The organism is Microbacterium sp. I2 (assembly GCF_051364985.1).
Classification (GTDB): Bacteria; Actinomycetota; Actinomycetes; order Actinomycetales; family Microbacteriaceae; genus Microbacterium.
In genome coordinates, this window is sequence record NZ_JBLWIH010000007.1 from 208,751 (window position 1) to 226,444 (window position 17,694).

The window sequence follows — 17,694 nt, forward strand, 5'->3', positions numbered from 1 at the left end:
ATTCTGCTCCTGCCGCGGTGGGGGCGAGCCTCAGAGGGAGTCCCATCCATGAGCGGCTTCGACCAGCGCGTCGATCACGCGCGCCGTCGCCGCGCCGGGCGGACGGCCGGCCTTGATCGCCAGGTGGAGCGTGTTGATCGGCGCTTCGTCGGGCCGATGCAGGACCTCGACCGAGCCGGTCCCGATCGCCGGATCGGCGAGGTAGCGGGGCAGCGCTGAGACGCCGGCGCCGGCGACGACGGCCGCGAGGATTCCGCGCAGGTCGGGCACGATCACGGCGATCGGATTGGCCGGGCGATGCCCGAACTGGCTGCGCCAGTACCGGCGGACGATCGAGAGGTCGGGGTCGTAAGCCACGAGCGGCAGATGCAGCAGCGCCGCAGCAGCATCGTGCGCCAGTCGTTCGCGGTCGATCGTCCTCGCGAGCGACGGCGCGCCCACCAGCACGAACTCCTCGTCGACGAGACCCCGATACCGGATGCCGCGCATGGGCGTCCGCACCGACGACACCACGACGTCGAGCCCGTCGCCGTCGAGCCTGCCGCCGTCGAGACCCTCGCCGTCGAGACCAGCCGCGCCGAGGCGCGCGAGCAGGTCGGGCGCGAGTCCCAGCTCGAACTCCAGCCGTACGCCCTTCGTCGCGAGCGGGGCGAGGGCGGGGATCACGCGCGTGGCGATCACATCGCTGGCCCCGCCGATCCGGACCGTCTCGGGGACGGCAGGCGTCGGCTGCGTCCAGACGGCGCGCAGCCGGTCCACGGGGTCGGCGATCCGGGCCGCCAGGCGATCGGCTTCGGCGGTCGGGGCCGCTCCTCGCGCAGATCGCACGAACAGGGGCGTTCCGAGCTCGGCCTCGAGGCGCGTGATCCGCTCGCTGACCGAAGGCTGGCTCACGCCGAGGCGAGCCGCGGCGGCTGTGATCGAGCCGGCGCGGTGGACCTCGAGGAACGTCCGGAGCAGATCGAGCTCTTGCATGCAGCATCGGTTCCATCAAGAAATCTATGGCGTGATGCGAGTCTATGAAATGTCGCCGATGGATGCCTCGTTCCACTCCGCAGCGGCCGGGTCCGGCCGCGACACACACAGAGGGAGTGGACATGGCGAAGGTTCTCATGGTCGTGACGGGCGTCGACAGCATCGAGCTGGCGGACGGTCGCGTGCACCCGACGGGTTTCTGGGCAGAAGAGCTGGTCGAGTTGCACCGCGGGCTGCGCGCGGCGGGGCACGCCGTCGAGGTGGCGACGCCGGGCGGCGTGCAGCCGACCGTGGATCCCGGCAGCCTGGCCGGCGCGCCCGAAGAGCTCACCGGCTACCTCGCCGGACTCGCGCCCGTCTTGGCACGACCACGCGTGCTCGCCGACGTGCGCGACGGCGAGTTCGACGCGATCGTGCTGCCCGGCGGACACGGACCGATGGCCGACCTCGCTGCCGACCCGGATCTCGGCCGGCTGCTCGTGGACGCGGCGGACCGGGATGCCGTGGTGGGGGTGCTCTGCCACGGGCCCGCCGGGTTGCTCAGCGCCGTGCGGCCCGACGGCCGCTTCGCCTTCGAGGGCCGCAGGCTCGCTGTGTTCACCGACGAGGAGGAGCACCAGGGCGGCCTGGGCGACGCGTCGCCGTACTTCGTCGAGGCGCGCCTGCGCGACCTCGGCGCGGTCATCGCCTCGGCCGAGCCGTGGAGTTCGACCGTCGTGTCGGACGGCTCGCTCGTGAGCGGACAGAACCCGCAGTCGAGCGTGGCCACCGCGGAGCGCCTCGTGGAGGTGCTCGCCGGCCGCTGACCCACGAGCGGCGCATGAGCGGATTCTCACGCGCCGCTCGCCCGGCGTTCACCGATTCGCCCCGCGATCGTCGGCGACCTGTCATCGCGACGAGCGACGGCACCGGTTGGGTCGTGGCCATGAGTCCACACCGATCTCCGCGCGCGCTGACGCGCCTGTTCGCCGTGACCGCCGCAACGGTGGCCGCCGTCGCCCTCCTGCCGGCCGCCGCCTCCGCGGCCTCGCCCGCTGCGAATCCGTCTGACGGGCGTTCGCAGTCGCCGTACATCCAGACCCACGTGCCGACGCTGGTCGCCCGGGCGACCCTCTCGGCCGACCACCTCGAGTCCGGCCCGCCCTCGGGCGCGCTCGCGTCACCGGCGAACGGCCGCACCGGCCCGTGGGAGGGCCAGGTCATCCCGGGCTTCTCGGCCATGCTCGACAACGGCGACGGCACGTTCTGGGCCCAGCCCGACAACGGTTTCGGCAGCAAGGGCAACTCGGCGGACTTCCTGCTGCGCAACTACCTGGTGCGTCCGGCATGGCAGACCGCCGGGGGCGGCGCGGGCGCGATCCAGATCGAGCGATTCATCTCCTACAACGACCGCAACGGCGTGCTGGACTTCCCGATCGTGAACGAAGACACCGACGAGCGACTGCTCACCGGTGCGGACTTCGACATCGAGTCGGTGGTGCGCGCGAAGGACGGCTCGTTCTGGGTCGGCGAGGAGTTCGGTCCGTTCCTGCTGCACTTCGACGCGGAGGGCACTCTGCTCGAGAAGCCCTACGCGCTGGACGGCGCGAAGTCGCCGCAGAACCCGTACCTGCAGCCGGGCGAGACCCCGCGCGTCCGTGCGAGCCGCGGCTTCGAGGCGATGGCCGCATCGACCAACGGCCGCTACCTCTACCCGGTCGTCGAGGGTGCGTACGCCGACGACACCGATCTGCGACGCCGCGAGATCCTCGAGTTCGACACGCGCGCCGGCCGGTACACCGGCCGCACGTGGAGCTACCAGACCGATCAGGAGGCGAACGTCATCGGCGACGCCTTCACTGTCCGGGGCGACGTGCTGATCCTCATCGAGCGGGATGACTTCGAAGGCGAGCAGGCCGTCACCAAACGCGTCTACGAGGTCGACCTGCGCCGCACCGACGCGGAGGGCTACCTCGAGAAGTCGCTCGTGCTCGACGCACTGCGCATCGCCAACCCGCACGGCATCGGCGCGGGCGACGGCTACGGCACCGGCGAGATCTTCTCGCTGCCGGTCCAGTCGTTCGAGACCGTCGTGCAGCTGAAGGACGGCAGCCTCCTCATCGGCAACGACAACAACTACCCCGGCAATGATGCGCGCATCCCGGGAACGCCGGATGACACCGAGTTCGCGATCATCGACCTCGACAAGACCAAGCTCGAGCCGTCGACGGTGAGCCTCATCGGTCACCGCGGCGCCAGTGGGTCGCGGCCCGAGCACACTCTGGCAGCCTACGAGGCGGCGATCGTGCAGTGCGCCGACTACATCGAGCCCGACGTCGTCTCGACCAAGGACGGCGTGCTCGTCGCACGCCACGAGAACGAGATCAGCGGAACCACCGACGTCGCGACCCGACCCGAGTTCGCCGCCCGCCAGACGACGAAGCTCATCGACGGCGCATCGATCACCGGCTGGTTCACCGAGGACTTCACCTTCGCCGAGCTGCGCAGCCTGCGCGCGAAGGAGCGCCTGCCGCAGGTGCGCCCCGGCAACACCGCCTTCGACGGCCTCTACCTGATCCCGACCCTCGACGAGGTCATGGACCTGGCTCGTCACTCGGTCAGCTGCGACGGCCGCCCGGTCGGCGTGTACCCCGAGACCAAGCATCCGTCGTACTTCGACTCGATCGGTCTCTCGCTCGAGGAGCCCCTCGTCGCGGCCCTGCGTGCGAACGGCCTGGACCACACCCAGGCGCCGGTGATCCTGCAGAGCTTCGAGGTGTCGAACCTCAAGGACCTCGACGCGCTCACGGAAGTGACGCTCGCGCAGCTGGTGAACTCGTCGGGCCGCCCGTACGACTTCACGCTCGCCGGTGACGCGCGCACGTACAAGGACCTCGTGACGCCCGCGGGTCTCGCCGAGGTGGCGGCGTACGCCGACGGCGTCGGCCTGGAGAAGTCGGTCATGATCCCGCGCACCGCGGCGGGCGCGCTTGGTGCACCGACCACGGTGATCGCCGACGCGCACGCCGCCGGCCTCTCGGTGCACGGCTGGACCTTCCGCGCCGAGAACCAGTTCCTGCCGGCGGAGTTCCGCTCCAGCGCCGACCCGGCCGCGCACGGCGACCTCGCCGGTGAGCTGCAGGTGTTCATCGACCAGGGCATGGACGGCGTCTTCAGCGACCACCCCGGCATCGCCGCGGTCACGATCGACACGGTGACCATCGACACGGTGACGCTCGGGGGCTGAGCCCGCGACACCGGTGACATGGGACGGGGGGATGCTGCGGCATCCCCCCGTCGTTTTCGTCCAGGCACGAGCCCTCGAGCGGTCGGCTAACGTGAGGGCGATGCACTCAGAAGCCGATGAGAAGACGGATGCCTCGTCCTTCGTCCAGCACGCGCTGGAGCGATATCTGCTCACCGGCGTGCGGGTCGAGCACCTGGCGGACTCGTTCAACACGATCTACCGGATCCGTGCCGACGAGGGCGATTTCGCGTTGCGAGTGGGGCCGGCCGACGGCATCCATCGACCGGGCGCAGGCGAGGCGGAGGCCCGCTGGACGGAGCAGCTCGCCCGTTCAGGACTTGCCGTCCCGCGCGTGATCCGTACGACGGACGGCGCCGACACGGTGATCGACCCCGATGGGTCGTGGCGGGCGACGATGCTCACGTGGCTGCCGGGGATGCCGGTGCCCGTCCCGCCGACCAGTCGCGACATCGAGGCCCTCGGCGAGCTCAGCGCACGCCTGCAAACGGCGACGCCCCCGACGGCCACCCTTCCTCGCGGCGTGCTCGACGCGCGCGACCCGTTCGCGTTCGTCGTGCCGATCGCGCTCTCCACAGCGCCAGAACCGCATCGCGCCCTGCTCCGGCGGGGAGAAGAGGTGGCGCGCGAGGCGGTGGCGACGCTCTGGGCCAACGCAGACGAGCCGCCGCGCGTGATCCATTTCGACCTGACTCCGCGAAACGTCGTGCGGATGCCCGGCGGTGGACTCGGCGCGATCGACTTCCAGGACATCGCGTGGGGCCATCGTGCGCACGACATCGCCCACTCGATCTTCGGAGCCACGCGGGGCGAGTGGTCGGTGGCAGCGCTCGCGGCCTTCCGTGCCGGATACTCGCGGCACGGCGACTGGCCGACGATCGATGACGGCCTGCTGCGACGACTCTTCGTCGCGCGGCGCGTCAGCATGGTCAATCTCACGCTCGCGCTGCGGCGTCCAGGTCACGAGGAGATCCTCGCCCGGCATCTGACGGCGCTCGCGGCGGCGGTCGACTCGCTCTGACGGCGCAACGCGGGAGCTGCGAGACGGGGGATGCCGCAGCATCCCCCGTCTCGGGTGTCTTGCGTGCCGGCCTGTTCAGCTCTGGCGCCGTGCGCGTCCTCGGACGGCGAGCAGCCCACCCGCCGCGGCGAGCGCGGCCGCGACCGACACCCACAGCACCCACGAGGAGTCCGGGCCGGTGGCCGCGAGGCTGTCGGGCAGGGCGGACTGGGGAGGGTTCACCCCCGGTGCGGGCGGGCCTGCGGGCGGGTCGACCGGGACCTCGACGGTGCGCAGGATGACGTCGCTGCCGTCCCACACGACATCGAAGACGGTGTCTCCGGCCGTCGCCTGAGACGCCGGCAGCGCGGCGCCGCCGTTCGCGGTCGAGAGGACGACGAACTCGTCGCCCATAGCAGGCTGGAAGCCGCCCGTGAGCGCGACCGCCCACGTCACCGTCGCGAGATCCTGGGTCTGGCTGAGGATCTGGTCGTGCGCGGTGCACGGCTGCACGCCCCCGAGCTCGACCGTGATCGTGCCGCTCCCCGATACGGCGCCTTCGACGGTCAGGCAGCCGGGCGAGGTGCCGGGCGCCACGGTGCCGCCGTCGATGACGATCTCGCCGAGGGTCCCCGCACCGGCCAGGGTGCCGAACACCTCGGCCGTCGTGAAGGGCATCGAGCCGTCGACGATCACGGTGCCGGCCTCGGCGTCGAGCGTCGAGTCGAGCGCCGCCTGCGTCCAGTCCCCGGTCAGGTGCAGAGTGCCGGTGCCCTCATGGGTGAGATGACCGTGCCCCATGAAGTCGCCCTCATAGGTGGTCGCCGCCGACCCCGCGACGGTCAGTCCCGAGTCGGGGTGCACGACGTGCACCACGCCGGACGGGCCGGCGAGCGACGCGATCCGCTCGTTGTCGTTGACGACGAGCGACCCGGCGCCGTCGATCGTGACCGCAGAGGTGTCGGCGATCAGGTCGTGGAGATCGTCCGGCAGTGTGTGCAGAGTCGTCACGGCAGCGTCGACGATGCGGAAGTCGCCGGGAATCGAGAGATCACGATCGAGCTGAACGGCGCCGCTGGAGGCAACGGTCAGGCCGGCATAATCGCTGAGTCCGTCGGCGCCGAAGATGATCGGCGCGTCCGCGCCGGCACTGCCGAGCACGACGGTGCTGCCATCGGAGCTCGACAGCTGGTCGATGACGAGGCTCGACGCCGCCGCACGCGTCTGGATGTTCACGCCTCCGCTGAACGAGGCGTTCGCGAGAGTGAGGGATGCCCCGGACGAGAGCGCCGCGACAGCCGAGCCGTCGACGAGCTGGACGTCCTCGGCGAGTGTGATCACCGAGTTGGTCCCGAGCGTCGCGCCCGCCTCGAGCGTCGTGCCGGGAAGGGCGTTCGGTCCCAGCGCGAATGCGTCGTCGGCGACGATGACGGATTCCGCTCCGGTCGCCGCCGTGCTCCCGTTGTGATCGAGCTGGCCCTCTTCGATCCGGATGCTGCCCGGAATGTCGGCCGTGCCGATCTGCAGTCCGCCGGCCGCGGAGCTCGTGAGGTTCGCGAAGAGCGGGACGGCGGTCGCGCCGTGCACCGTGAGCCGATGGTCTGCGAGCGCGACGCCGCCGGAGAACAGCATGGGTGCATCGTCCTGCCCGCCGCGCACGGTGGCGGGTCCGGCCAGACTCACCGCCCCCTGCAGATCGACCGCATGCCCGGCGGCATCGACGGAGTAGCCGCTGCCGGGTCCGATCTGGATCGATCGAGCGAAGGCCGTGTCGGCGGTGAACTCCAGGCCAGCGGCATCCGTGATCGTCACCGGATCGCCGGCGATGCCGCACTCGATCGCGCCGCAGCGCACACGTGCGCTGCCGGAGAGCTCGAGCGCTCCCGGGTACGACAGACCGCGCGCATGCACGACGCCGTCACCGCCGATCTTCAAGAGGTCACCCGCTCCGTCCAGACGCGCGTCGACCACGGCGCCGCCGCTGAGCTGAAGCGCAGCGACCGCGAGCGGCTCCTGGTCGAACTCGATCTCCCACGGAATCGGCACGGTGAGCGGCGCCGAGATCTGGTAGGCGGTCTCTCCCGCCGCGACGGGCAGGATCACGTTGACCTCGAGGGTCGTGGAGCCGGCCACCGTCAGACCGTTGGTCCGAAGCTGGGAACCCCCCACGGAGTACCCGTCGACCGCGAACTCGACGTTCGCGAACGAGACCCCCACGAGATCATTCGTCGTCGCGAGGGTGGTGGCACCGGCGCCGAACCGCAGCAGGTCGCCTTCGCCGGGTGCCGCGTCGGCGCAGTTGGTCCAGTTCGCGGCATTCGACCACAGGCCGTCGGCGCTGGCGCCGGTCCAGTCGCAGGTCAGCCCGAGGGCGGAAGCCGTCGGAACGGTGAGGAGAGAAGTCACAAGGATGCCGCCCCCGACGACGGCGGCGGCCAGCTTTCTGGCAGGAGTCATGGCAGTCACCCGCTCGACGCTAGGGATCGCCCGGGTCTGCCGGTATGGGAGTTCCTACGCATTTCGTTCCGCCGGGCGCTCATCTTCTCTACGCTGACCCCGGGGGAGCTGGGGGGAAGGAAGGCGGATGACAGACACCGCGGACACGACGAGGACCGCAGGGATCGAGTCGGAACGGCTCGGGATCGACAGCGTCTGGGACCTGGTGACAGGCCCCACCGGGCGCCGACTGGGGGAGTCAGCCGACCCTCGCGACCGCATCCGGCTTGCCCGGTACGAGCAGCTCGCCGGATTCGAGAGGCGGGCCCACGGGCGCCTCGCCGACGTTCTCCGCACCGTGGACGATCCGGCGGTGCGCGCCGAGGCGCGGGGGCAGCAGTTGGCGGGCGCCGCATTCGAGCCCGGCCTCGAGACCGTGGACTGGGCCGCGCACCCTTGGCCGGACGGCGCAGACGCCACCGCGCTGCGCACCAAGCTGGCGATCTCTTACGCCCTGCTCATGAACGACGGCGTCGAGCCTCGCGAGGGGTGGCGCGAAACACCGACGGAAGGCGACTGGAACCGTCAGCTGGCCCGGGTGCGGGAGGTCTACGACGGGTTTCTCGCGTACATCGAGCAGGCCGACGTGGCGCAGGTCCTCTCGGCACTGGATCTCGTGGTGCTGGTGCCGCTGCTGGTCCTCACTCACTCGATGCAGGAGGAGTCGCTGGCCGCGGCAGGCCTGGTGAGCCGGCTCGCCGAGCGATCCGGCATCCGGGGTCTGCAGCCGTACGTCGATTACGTCGAGGGGGTGTCGCTGACCGCGGCGGCTCGCGTCGAAGAGGCGGCTGCACCGCTCGAACGCGCGGCCGCGGGTTTCTCGGATGCGCCGAACCTCGGCTGGTGGATGACGGTGCGGGGAACGCAGTACGTGCTCTCGGTGATGACCGCCACGACGCCGCCCGATGACGTGGAGCGGCTCGAGCGGGAACTGCTCGCGGGCTCCTGGCGTGACGCACGTCGCTCGCTGGGGCACGGCGTCATCGCATCGGTCGCCCTCATGCTCGCGGGCCACGGTGACCTCGAGGCAGCCCGCCGGATCGCGCTGTCGGAAGGCGACATCGACGACCTGCAGGTCGGCAGCAGCAACCGATGCTGGCTCGCCGAGGTCATCTTCGCCGCCGCGCTGGCGGAAGGAGAGACGGGCGAGTGCGACCGGATGCTGCGCATCGTGGAGCACATGATGCCCTCGCCGTGGCAGCGGGCGACGCTGCACCGCATGCGGACCCGGCGCGACGGCGGCCCGGGCGATCCCTCCGGCGGCGTGCCCGAGATCCCCGGCAGCATCGACTCCGAGATCCTTCGCACGCGGTGGGTCTCGCTTGCCGGTGCCGTCGAGCATGGGCACCGGTCGTCGGCGTACCGCGCGCTCGCCGCGCTCGACGAATTCGCCGCGCAGTCTCGCGCCGCCGCATTCCGCGTGCGAGCGGTCCAGCTGTTCCGGCCGCCACGGTCGGCGACGGGTGCGACACTCTCGACACGCCAGCTCGAAGTGGCGACCCTCGCCGCGGCCGGGCGCACGAACCGCGAGATCTCGCACGAGCTCTTTCTCGGCATCCGGACCGTCGAGGGCTACGTGCGCAGTGCCCTCGCGGCACTCGGCCTGTCGCGGCGCGAAGAGCTTGCCACCGTCGAGCTGCCCGTCGACGTTCCGCCACCGGCCGGCGAGGTGGTGCAGCTCACGCTGCGACAGGGGCAGGTCGCCGCCCTGGTCGCGGCCGGGGCCACCAATGCCGAGATCGCCTCCGCCCTGGGGATCAGCGAGAAGACCGTCGACAAGCACATGGCCGTGATCAAGGCCCGCACGGGCGTCGCCACCCGTACCGCTCTGGTCACCCTCTTCCGGACGGCCATCGCGCCGAGCCGGCCGTCACCCTGACCGGCCCCGGCCGACGGCATCCGGATCAGACCGTCAACAGGACTTTCGTGGCACGCCGCTCGTCCATGGCGCGGTAGCCCTCGGCGGCCTCCTCGAGGGGAAGCGTGAGGTCGAAGACGGCGCCGGGGTCGATCTCGCGGTCCCAGATCAGCTGGATCAGGTCGGGCAGGAAGCGCCGCACCGGCGCGGGTCCGCCATGGAGGTGGACGCCGGAGAAGAACAGCTTCAGGCCGTCGATCGAGACGTTGTGGGCCACTCCGACGAAGCCGATGTGCCCGCCGGGACGCGTGGCGCGGATGGCCTGGTCCATGGACTCCTGAGTCCCGACCGCCTCGACCACGGAGTGCGCCCCGAGACCGTTGGTGAGCTCCTTGATCTTCGCGGCGCCCTCGCGACCGCGCTCCTCGACGATGTCGGTCGCGCCGAACCGGCGCGCGAGCTCCTGGCGGTCGGCGTGGCGCGACATCGCGATGATGCGCTCCGCGCCGAGCTGCTTGGCGGCCAGGATCGCGAGCAGGCCGACTGCGCCGTCGCCCACCACGGCGACCGTCTTGCCGGGGCCCGCTTCGGCCGCGACGGCCGCGAACCACCCCGTGCCGAGCACGTCCGAAGCCGCGAGCAGGGACGGGATGAGGTCGGGCTCGGGCGTCCCGGGCGTGGCCACGAGCGTGCCGTCGGCGAGCGGGATGCGGGCGTACTCGGCCTGCGTGCCGACCGAGCCCATCATCACGTTGTGCACGCAGCGCGACTGGTAGCCGGCACGGCAGATCTCGCACGTGTTGTCGGAGGCGACGAACGAGCCGACCACGAAGTCGCCGACCGCGACGTTCTTCACGTCGGCGCCGATCTCGGAGACGACGCCGACGTACTCATGCCCCATCGGGGCGTGATCGACCTGCCCGACGCCGCGGTACGGCCACAGGTCCGACCCGCAGATGCAGGTGGCGGTGACACGGATGATCGCGTCGGTGGGCTGCTCGATGGTCGGCATGTCGCGATCTTCGACCCGGACGTCGCCGGGCGCGTGCATGATGACTCCGCGCATGATGTTCTCCTCGCTCGACGGGCACGGTGGTGACCGCCTGTCATCGATACTTCCCTGTCGCGGGATCGGAAGGGAGTTCCTGACGAGACGTGTACCGGCAGGGCACCCCGGGCGCCGCGACGCCGATCTACCCTGGACCGCATGGACACCAGGGCGGAGGTGCGTGAGTTCCTCATGACGCGCCGCGCCCGTCTGACGCCCGAGGCTGCAGGCATCCCCGCCGGCACGGGCCGGCGAGTCGCGGGTCTGCGCCGCAGTGAGGTGGCGATGCTCGCCGGCGTGAGCGTCGAGTACTACGCGAGGCTCGAGCGCGGCACGATCGCGGGCGCCTCGGCATCCGTTCTCGATGGGCGGTGTGCCGGAGTCGCAGGAATCGTAGATTCGTTCTTGTTCTGAAGGGCTGGCTTCGATAGGCTGACGATCAGAGATTCGATGAAGAGTGCCCGCCGGTCGAGGTGGGCTGCGAATGGGACGCGGCAGAGCCGCGAGGGCGTCGGATGGATGAGAGCGCTGGATCTCTCCGTGATTCCTCCTGTCTGCGAGCCTCATGTCTGCGAATCCTGATTTCGAGCCCGGCCGGCCTCTCGACCCCGTCGAGCGACTCGTTGACGCGTTCGAGGCCGGCCGTCGCCGACGCGCGGCCGAAGACGCCGCCGAGATCCGTCTCCTCGCGCAGGCCGCCGCGTCCCTTGCCCCCTCGGCGACCGCGACGCCCGAGCAGCTGCGCAGGACAGAGCTCGATCGGCGGGCGCTGGTCGCGGACCTCGCCACGTCGAACCACATCTCGGAGTGGACGGTGACGCGCCTGCTGTCGGAGGCCACCGATCTGTGCCGCCGCTTCGGCGCCGGAGTCGACGCCCTCGAGCGGGCCGACATCTCTCGTCAGCATCTGAGCGCCATCCACGACACCGGCGCGGCGATCCTCGATGACGGCGCACGCGCCGAGTTCCTCGCCATCGCCCTCGAGCGGGCGACCGAGCTCACGCCCAGCCGGCTGACCTCGGTGCTCCGGGTGATCGCCGAGCGCTACCTCGAGCGCACCCTCGACGAGAGGCATGACGATGCTGTCGCCGAGAGACGCATCGAGACGTGCGACCTCGACGACGGCATGGGCACCCTGACCCTGTTCGCGGCGGCGACCTTGATCCACGGCATCCGGGATCGCCTCGCTCAGCAGACGCACTTCGTGATCGCTGCGCGCGAGCCGGACGACGAAGACACGCGCACGACGGCGCAGATCCAGGCCGACATCGTCACCGATCTGCTGCTGACAGCCGGGCCCGACCGGTGCGTCGCGGGCGATGGACTCGACGCGATCCGCGGCAGGGTGCAGGTCTCGCTGCCGGTTCTCACGATGACCGGCGCCTCGAACGAGCCGTGTCTGCTCGCGGGCTATGGTCCCATCGACGCCGACACCGCACGGGCGCTTGCCGCGGGCGCTGCCGGCTGGGAGCGGGTCATGACCTCACCCGTCACGGGGGCGGTGCTCGCGGTCGACCGCTACCGCGCGGGCAAGCGGCTGGACCGCTTCCTGGCGGCACGCGACGAGCGGTGCCGGTTTCCCGGATGCCGCCGGCCCGTCTGGCGCTGCGATATCGACCACACGATCGACCATCAACTCGGCGGTGCCACGCGCCACGACAATCTCGCGCACCTGTGCCGTCGGCATCACACCATGAAGCACCACACGGCGTGGACCGTGGAGCAGACCTCGCCGGGTGTGCTCGTCTGGACCAGCCCGACCGGTCGCAAGCACACCGACCTGCCTGAGCCCGTCGTCCGGTTCGTCCTCGACGAAGAACGAGAACGCCGGCGGCGGATGCTGCGTGAGCCGTGGCTGGTGACGCCCGACGACCTGACCGCAGACGGCGACCCGCCCCCGTTCTGACCCGCGACGCCGTTCCGGACCGCGCCGCGCTCGTGAGACCGCCGCGCGCATGAACCGCCCTGGGCGTGCCCCGCGCCGCGCGCCTGAACCTGGGTCAAGCCCCGGGAGGGCCCCCAAGCACCGTCGGGATGTACTCCAGCAGCTGGCTTCGCCGATCGAACGTGCGCGCCTCGACGAGATCCAGGCGCACGTCGGGGTAGTCGTCGAAGATGCGCTCCTGCCCCGTCGCGCCCGTGATGACAGGGAACACGACGACGCGGTACCGGTCCACGAGTCCCGCCAGCAACAGCGAGCGGCAAAGCGCGACGCTCCCGAGCGTGCGCAGCGGAAGGTCGGACTCGTCTTTCAGCCGTCGCACGAAGTCCACGGCATCCTCACGGACCAGCGTCGAGTTCTCCCACGTGAGCGGCTCGTCGAGCGTCGACGAGAAGACGTACTTCTGCACGCCGTTCAGCACGTCGGTGCCCTCTTCGCCGCCCGCCGTCAACTCCGACATCACCCGGTATGTCGTGGCTCCCATGAGGATCGGATGGTCCTGCTCAGGCAGCTCCTCGAGCCATCCGAGATAGTCCGGGCCTTCCAGCCCCCACCAGCCCGGCCAGCCCTCGGCCGCGCCGTAGCCGTCGAGCGACATGATGAAATCCACCGTCAACGTCTGCATTCGAGCTCCTTCGCGTCAGCCCCAGCACCCACGAGCGTAGGCTCACGAGCCCGACAGCAGAAGGCCCGTCAGCGCGCCCCCGACCATACCTTCCGACGGAGCGTGCGCTTCGGGACGCGTGGCAGCGGGATGGGCGCCGTCACCACGGCATCCACCGTCATCGAGCCATCGGTCGGCCCGATCACCGGGATGGGGGTCGTCGGGGTGACGCCGACCGGGGCCACCGGCATCCGGCCCAGTCGACGGTGTGCGTGCACGTACGCGGGCACCAGCAGCACGACCGCGCCCACCCACGCCAACGGGTTCGACCACACGACGCCCACATACCCGAAGGCGGCGCCGAGCACGATGGCCGCACCGACGCGCATGATCAGCTCGACCACACCGGTGAGCGTCGGGATCATTGCGTCGCCGAGCCCCTGCAGCGCACCGCGCACGACGAAGAGGACGCCCAGCACCCAGTAGGTCGTGCCGTTTATGACCAGCATGAGCGCCGCCATGTCGACGACGTCGTCCGAGCCCTCGCCGACGAACAGACGCACCAGCGGCGCACCGAACGCGACCAGCAGCGCGCCCAGCGCGACGGCGGCGACGACCGCGATCCACGTCGCCTGCGCGACGCCGCGACGGATGCGGTCGGGCCGGCCGGCACCGAAGTTCTGGGCGACGAACATCGACGCGGCCAGACCGATCGACTGCAGCAGCGCGACGGCGAGCCCGTCCACGCGTGAGGCCGTCGTGTACGCGGCGACCGCATCGGCGCCGAGGTCGTTGAGCGCCACCTGCACGACCAGGGTGCCGATGGCGATGATGGATGCCTGGAACCCCATCGGCAGACCGAGGCGCAGGTGCGCGACATAGTCGGCCTTCGTGACCGTGAAGTCCGCGCGGCGCACGTGGAGGGCGGGGATGCGGCGGCGGACGTACTCGAGGCACAGCACCGCCGATACTGCCTGCGAGATCACCGTCGCCAAGGCGGCACCACCCACGCCGGCCTCGATCACGCCCACGAAGAGCAGGACGAGCGCGACGTTGAGCAGACAGGCGAGCGTCAGGAAGACCAGAGGCGTACGGGAATCGCCGATCGCGCGGATGACGGCCGCGAGGTAGTTGAAGAAGAGCATCGTCGCCGCGCCCAGCAGACTGATCTGCGCGAACATGGTGGCATCGGCCATGAGCTCGGGCGGCGTGTTCATGAGCTCGAGCGCCGGACCCGCGAGCAGCGGGCCGCCGATGGTCAGCGCCGCACTGGCGATCGCGGTCAGGATCGTGCCGGTCGCGACGGACCGCCGCACCCCGGCGGCGTCACCCGCCCCGAACGCCTGTGCCGTCGGGATGGCGAAACCGCTCGTCATTCCCCAGACGAACCCGAGCAGGAGGAACAGCAGGCTGCCGGTCGCTCCCACGGCGGCGAGCGCGTCGACGCCGAGGTGGCGGCCGACGACGACGGCATCTGCGAACTGGTACAGCTGCTGCACGACGTTGCCGACCAGGAGCGGGACCGAGAAGGCCAGGATGACGCGCCACGGACTGCCGGTGGTGAGGGAACGGGACATGCGGGTGCTCTCGAAGAATGTGGGGAAGCGGCGACGGCCGTCACGAACGCCGAATCGATTCGAGTGACGACCCTCCACTCTCTCGCAGAACCCGGGCCCGGCGAAATCGGCGCGCACGAGAACGCGCGGCGCGCCCCTCAGCGCGCGCCGGCGACGCGGGGTCGAGCACGCCACGCGACGGTCGCGGTGACCGACGCGCTGAGCACGACGAATGCGCCGAACACCTCGAACGTCGGCCCGAGGCCGAGTCCGGCCACGACGAGCCCTGCCAGCACGGCGGGCACTGAGAGTGCCAGATACGCGACCGTGTAGTACGCCGACATGACCGACGCCCGGTGTGCGGCCGGAATCGAGCCGAGGAGCGCCCGCAGCCCGCCGAGGAACCCGATGCCGAAGCCGAGCCCGCCGACCGCCGAGCCGACGAGGGAGAGCGCGCCAGAACCGAGCGCCACCGCGACCACGATGATCGCCACGCCGGCAGCGAGGCCGAGCGAGCCGACGAACGCGCCGAGCCACGGGGCGGTGCGGCGTAGCAGGAGTTGCGACACCGCAGCGGAGCTCGCGAGCGCGACGATGCCGATCGACGACACCATGACGTTCGACGAGTCGAGCAACCTCGCGCCGAGCGCCGGCCCGAGACTGAAGAACAGGCCGCCGAGCGACCACGCCGAGAGCACGGTGAGTGCGGCGAGGAGGAACGGTCGACGCACCACAGCCGGCACGTGCGGTCGTGGGACGCGCCACCGCAATCGCCGACGGTCCACGACGGGCTCGGGCATCCAGACCACGCCGACGGCCGCGACCGCGAGCAGCGCGAACTGCACGACGTACGGCAGCACGAGCGGGGCCGCACCGTACTGCACGAGCAGGGCGGCCCCGAGGATGCCGAGCGCGATGCCGAGGGTGCCCGAGACGGCGTTCGCGAGGCCTGCCGCGGCCGGGTCGCGGCGCGGATGCAGCTCGAGCAGCGCGGCGCTCGCGGCGCTCATCGCCAAACCGGTCGCGAGGCCCTGCAGGCCGCGGGCGACGAAGAGCCAGGCGACGGATGACGCGAGAACGAACAGCAGGGTCGCCACCATGAGGCCCGCGAGCGCCACGAGCAGCACCGGACGGCGGCCCACGTCGTCCGAGACGGATCCGGTGACGACGAGCGCCACGAGGACGCCGACCGCGTACGTCGCGTAGACCAGCGTGAGGGTCAGCGGCGAGAGCTGCCACTGCGCACTGTAGGCCTGGTAGAGCGGCGAGGGCGTCACCGAGGCGAAGAGCGCAAGGCCGACGATGCCGGCGGCTAGTGCGAAGGCGAGCGGCGGCGGCAGGGTGCGGCGCAGGGGCCGCACCGTCGTGGCGGCATCCGCGGCGGTGGAGAGCGCGAGTTCGACGTCCGTTCGGAGCTCGGTGTTCAAGATGATCTCCTTGGCTGAATCAGTGGAGGATGTTCCTGCTGGGCGGTCATCACCCCGCGAGGGGGGCCAACGCTGACTCACGCTCCGGATCGACCCGGGGTGCGGCGCTCTGCCGCCCGTAGGTCTCGAGGAGGCGCAGCCATATCTCGCTCACGGTCGGATAGGCCGGAACGGCGTGCCAGAGGCGGGCGAGCGGCACCTCCCCGACGATGGCGATCGTGGCCGCCTGCAGCAGCTCAGCCACGTCCGGCCCGACGAAGGTCGCGCCGATGATGACCGAGCGGTCCTCGTCGACGACCATGCGGGCGTGCCCGCGGTAGCCGTCCGCGTGCACGCTCGCGCCGGCGACCCAGCCGATCTCGTAGTCGACCGTGCGAACGCGGTAGCCGGCGGCGATCGCGGCATCCGCCGTGAGCCCCACCGCGGCGACCTCGGGGTCCGTGAACGTCACCTGCGGCACCGCCGCGTGGTCGGCGCTCGCCACGTGGGCGCCCCACGCGGCATCAGATACCGTCGTGCCCTTCGCCCGAGCGGCGATCACGTCACCCGCGGCGCGCGCTTGGTACTTGCCCTGGTGCGTGAGGAGCGCGCGGTGGTTCACGTCGCCGACGGCGTAGAGCCAGTCGAAGCCGGGCACGCGCAGGGTGTCATCGGCGTCGAGCCACTGGCCGGGAGTGAGCCCGATCGTCTCGAGCCCGAGGTCGGTGGTGCGCGGAGTTCGTCCGGTCGCGACGAGCAGCTGCTCGGCGCCGATCGCATCACCAGCAGAGGTCTCGACGGTGAATCCGGACTCGCCACGGCTGACGCGCACGGGCTGGGTGCCCAGCAGCACGTCGACGCCCTGCTCGCGCAGCGCCTCCGTGACCCGCTCACCCGCAAAGGGCTCCATGCCGGCGAGCAGCGTGCCCCGCGAGATGAGCGTCACCTGCGTGCCGAAGGCGGCGTAGGCGGTGGCCATCTCGGCTGCGACGACGCCGCCGCCGACGATGGCGAGGCTCCTCGGCACCTCGCGGACGCTCGTGGCCTCGCGGCTCGTCCACGGAAGGGCATCCCGGAGACCATCGATGTCGGGGATGTAGGCGTCGGAGCCGGTAGACACCGCCACCGCGTGACGGGCGACGAGCACGAGAGTGCCGCCATCGGGCGTCGTCACCGTGACTTCGCGGATACCGCTGATGCGGCCGTGGCCGCGCACGAGGTCGATGCCGGCGCTCTTCACCCACGAGACCTGGCCGGCGTCCGACCAGTTGCTCGTGAACGCGTCGCGGCGTGCGAGCACTGCGGAGACGTCGAGGTCACCGGTGATCGCCTCGGCGGCGCCGGGGACGCTGCGGGCGGCACGGAGTGCAGCCGGCGAGCGCAGGAGCGCCTTGGAGGGCATGCACGCCCAGTACGAGCATTCGCCGCCGAGCAGTTCGTGCTCGACGATGACGGCGCTCAGGCCGCCCTGCACGGCGCGATCGGCGATGTTCTCGCCCACCGCACCGCCGCCGAGGACGATGAGGTCGTACTCCTCGATGAGGTTCGTGTCGAAGGTCTTCATG

The 17,694-nt window shown here is 71.0% G+C and carries 12 protein-coding genes and 1 pseudogene; 6 read left to right on the forward strand and 7 right to left on the reverse strand.

Features of this window, described 5'->3' with window-relative positions; translation table 11 throughout:
• Nucleotides 1-30: 30 nt before the first annotated feature.
• A complete protein-coding gene (locus tag ACLKM7_RS06065) occupies nt 31-975 on the reverse strand; it encodes a LysR family transcriptional regulator (protein WP_436446259.1) in 945 nt (314 codons plus the stop codon).
• A 122-nt stretch (nt 976-1,097) separates the two neighbouring features.
• On the opposite strand from ACLKM7_RS06065, the gene ACLKM7_RS06070 reads away from it, so the two are divergent.
• The 3 genes from ACLKM7_RS06070 to ACLKM7_RS06080 all read left to right on the forward strand — a co-directional run bounded on the left by ACLKM7_RS06070 (nt 1,098) and on the right by ACLKM7_RS06080 (nt 5,240).
• On the forward strand, nt 1,098-1,781 hold the full coding sequence (locus tag ACLKM7_RS06070; protein ID WP_436446260.1) for a type 1 glutamine amidotransferase domain-containing protein: 684 nt from the start codon (nt 1,098-1,100) through the stop codon (nt 1,779-1,781).
• Between the two features lie 119 nt (nt 1,782-1,900).
• On the forward strand, nt 1,901-4,201 hold the full coding sequence (locus ACLKM7_RS06075) for an esterase-like activity of phytase family protein (RefSeq protein ID WP_436446261.1): 2,301 nt from the start codon (nt 1,901-1,903) through the stop codon (nt 4,199-4,201).
• 100 nt (nt 4,202-4,301) lie between these two features.
• Entirely contained in the window at nt 4,302-5,240 is a 939-nt protein-coding gene (locus tag ACLKM7_RS06080) for a phosphotransferase enzyme family protein (protein ID WP_436446262.1), read from the forward strand.
• Between the two features lie 75 nt (nt 5,241-5,315).
• Here ACLKM7_RS06080 and ACLKM7_RS06085 read toward each other — a convergent pair whose 3' ends face one another.
• Nucleotides 5,316-7,685, reverse strand: coding sequence for a hypothetical protein (locus tag ACLKM7_RS06085; protein WP_436446263.1), 2,370 nt, complete (start codon nt 7,683-7,685; stop codon nt 5,316-5,318).
• Nucleotides 7,686-7,803: 118 nt separating this feature from the next.
• Between ACLKM7_RS06085 and ACLKM7_RS06090 the strand changes: the two genes are divergently transcribed.
• Nucleotides 7,804-9,594 (forward strand): response regulator transcription factor, encoded by a 1,791-nt coding sequence (locus ACLKM7_RS06090; protein WP_436446264.1) that lies wholly within the window; start codon nt 7,804-7,806, stop codon nt 9,592-9,594.
• A 25-nt stretch (nt 9,595-9,619) separates the two neighbouring features.
• Here the strand turns inward: ACLKM7_RS06090 and ACLKM7_RS06095 are convergent, their stop codons facing one another.
• Entirely contained in the window at nt 9,620-10,639 is a 1,020-nt protein-coding gene (locus ACLKM7_RS06095; protein WP_436446265.1) for a zinc-dependent alcohol dehydrogenase family protein, read from the reverse strand.
• Nucleotides 10,640-10,780: 141 nt separating this feature from the next.
• Between ACLKM7_RS06095 and ACLKM7_RS06100 the strand changes: the two are divergent.
• Nucleotides 10,781-10,987 (forward strand): annotated as a pseudogene (locus tag ACLKM7_RS06100) (transcriptional regulator); the annotation flags it as partial.
• Nucleotides 10,988-11,186: 199 nt separating this feature from the next.
• Nucleotides 11,187-12,527, forward strand: coding sequence for a hypothetical protein (locus tag ACLKM7_RS06105; RefSeq protein WP_436446266.1), 1,341 nt, complete (start codon nt 11,187-11,189; stop codon nt 12,525-12,527).
• Between the two features lie 94 nt (nt 12,528-12,621).
• Here ACLKM7_RS06105 and ACLKM7_RS06110 read toward each other — a convergent pair whose 3' ends face one another.
• The 4 genes from ACLKM7_RS06110 to ACLKM7_RS06125 form a co-directional block, all read right to left on the reverse strand.
• Nucleotides 12,622-13,188 (reverse strand): dihydrofolate reductase family protein, encoded by a 567-nt coding sequence (locus ACLKM7_RS06110; RefSeq protein ID WP_436446267.1) that lies wholly within the window; start codon nt 13,186-13,188, stop codon nt 12,622-12,624.
• A 68-nt stretch (nt 13,189-13,256) separates the two neighbouring features.
• A complete protein-coding gene (locus ACLKM7_RS06115; protein WP_436446268.1) occupies nt 13,257-14,744 on the reverse strand; it encodes an MATE family efflux transporter in 1,488 nt (495 codons plus the stop codon).
• A 137-nt stretch (nt 14,745-14,881) separates the two neighbouring features.
• Nucleotides 14,882-16,150 (reverse strand): MFS transporter, encoded by a 1,269-nt coding sequence (locus ACLKM7_RS06120; protein ID WP_436446269.1) that lies wholly within the window; start codon nt 16,148-16,150, stop codon nt 14,882-14,884.
• 49 nt (nt 16,151-16,199) lie between these two features.
• Entirely contained in the window at nt 16,200-17,693 is a 1,494-nt protein-coding gene (locus ACLKM7_RS06125; RefSeq protein WP_436446270.1) for a dihydrolipoyl dehydrogenase family protein, read from the reverse strand.
• Nucleotide 17,694: the final 1 nt, after the last annotated feature.

Coding starts and splice junctions, on each gene's coding strand:
- ACLKM7_RS06125 (WP_436446270.1), bottom strand. CDS start 17,693: ATGAAGACCTTCGACACGAACCTCATCGAGGAGTACGACCTCATCGTC.
- ACLKM7_RS06090 (WP_436446264.1), top strand. CDS start 7,804: ATGACAGACACCGCGGACACGACGAGGACCGCAGGGATCGAGTCGGAA.
- ACLKM7_RS06075 (WP_436446261.1), top strand. CDS start 1,901: ATGAGTCCACACCGATCTCCGCGCGCGCTGACGCGCCTGTTCGCCGTG.
- ACLKM7_RS06105 (WP_436446266.1), top strand. CDS start 11,187: ATGTCTGCGAATCCTGATTTCGAGCCCGGCCGGCCTCTCGACCCCGTC.
- ACLKM7_RS06095 (WP_436446265.1), bottom strand. CDS start 10,639: ATGCGCGGAGTCATCATGCACGCGCCCGGCGACGTCCGGGTCGAAGAT.
- ACLKM7_RS06115 (WP_436446268.1), bottom strand. CDS start 14,744: ATGTCCCGTTCCCTCACCACCGGCAGTCCGTGGCGCGTCATCCTGGCC.
- ACLKM7_RS06110 (WP_436446267.1), bottom strand. CDS start 13,188: ATGCAGACGTTGACGGTGGATTTCATCATGTCGCTCGACGGCTACGGC.
- ACLKM7_RS06070 (WP_436446260.1), top strand. CDS start 1,098: ATGGCGAAGGTTCTCATGGTCGTGACGGGCGTCGACAGCATCGAGCTG.
- ACLKM7_RS06080 (WP_436446262.1), top strand. CDS start 4,302: ATGCACTCAGAAGCCGATGAGAAGACGGATGCCTCGTCCTTCGTCCAG.
- ACLKM7_RS06065 (WP_436446259.1), bottom strand. CDS start 975: ATGCAAGAGCTCGATCTGCTCCGGACGTTCCTCGAGGTCCACCGCGCC.